The 701-nt window shown below is 46.8% G+C and carries 1 protein-coding gene; it reads left to right on the top strand.

The window, feature by feature from the left end:
* Positions 1–701, top strand: a 701-nt coding sequence (locus N473_RS23150; protein ID WP_155735722.1) for a phage portal protein, incomplete at both ends; no start/stop codon positions are given.

Consider the following 701-nt stretch of genomic DNA (forward strand, 5'->3'; position numbering starts at 1 on the left):
AGTGATGGAATAACACCGCTTAACGAGTACTGCTCGGCTTATGCTGGTGGCGGTAATGGTTTTGGCGACCAGATGAAAAACTGGTTTCCTGCTAGTAAAAGCGCTGATGCTGCACTTTTGCCTGCTTTAGAGACTGCGAACGCTCGAGCAGACGACTTGGTTCGAAACAATGCTATTGCTCATGGCGGCGTTCAAATGCATATGGACAATGTTGTCGGGAGTCTATTTCGTCCAAGCTATCGATTGAACTATAAACTGCTTGGCATGGAAGAAAAAAGCGCACGCGATTTCATGAAAGAAGCGGAGTGCGCGTTTATTGAATATGCGGAATCGCCGTTTTGTTACATTGATGCTGAGCGCAAACGTACATTTACAATGTTGGTTCGAGCTATTGCCGCAGCCCATTGCCACCATGGAGAAGGCATGGCCGCCAGTGAGTGGATCAATAGACCAGGCGCGCTATTTAAAACCGCTATCAAATTGGTTTCACCCAAACGCGTTTCAAACCCTAACGGCAAAATGAGCAATAACCGGCTGCGGGGTGGCGTAGCAGTTGATCGGCATAACTGTGCGCTGGGCTATTGGGTTAAAGAAGACGCTTATAATGAATACGGCGCATTAGATAGCTATGGTGGAAAATGGAAATACGTCTCTAGAGAAAGTAAGTGGGGCCGAACTAAATTTATTCATGTTTTTGAGCC

Source organism: Pseudoalteromonas luteoviolacea CPMOR-1 (assembly GCF_001625685.1).
Classification (GTDB): Bacteria; Pseudomonadota; Gammaproteobacteria; order Enterobacterales; family Alteromonadaceae; genus Pseudoalteromonas; species Pseudoalteromonas luteoviolacea_K.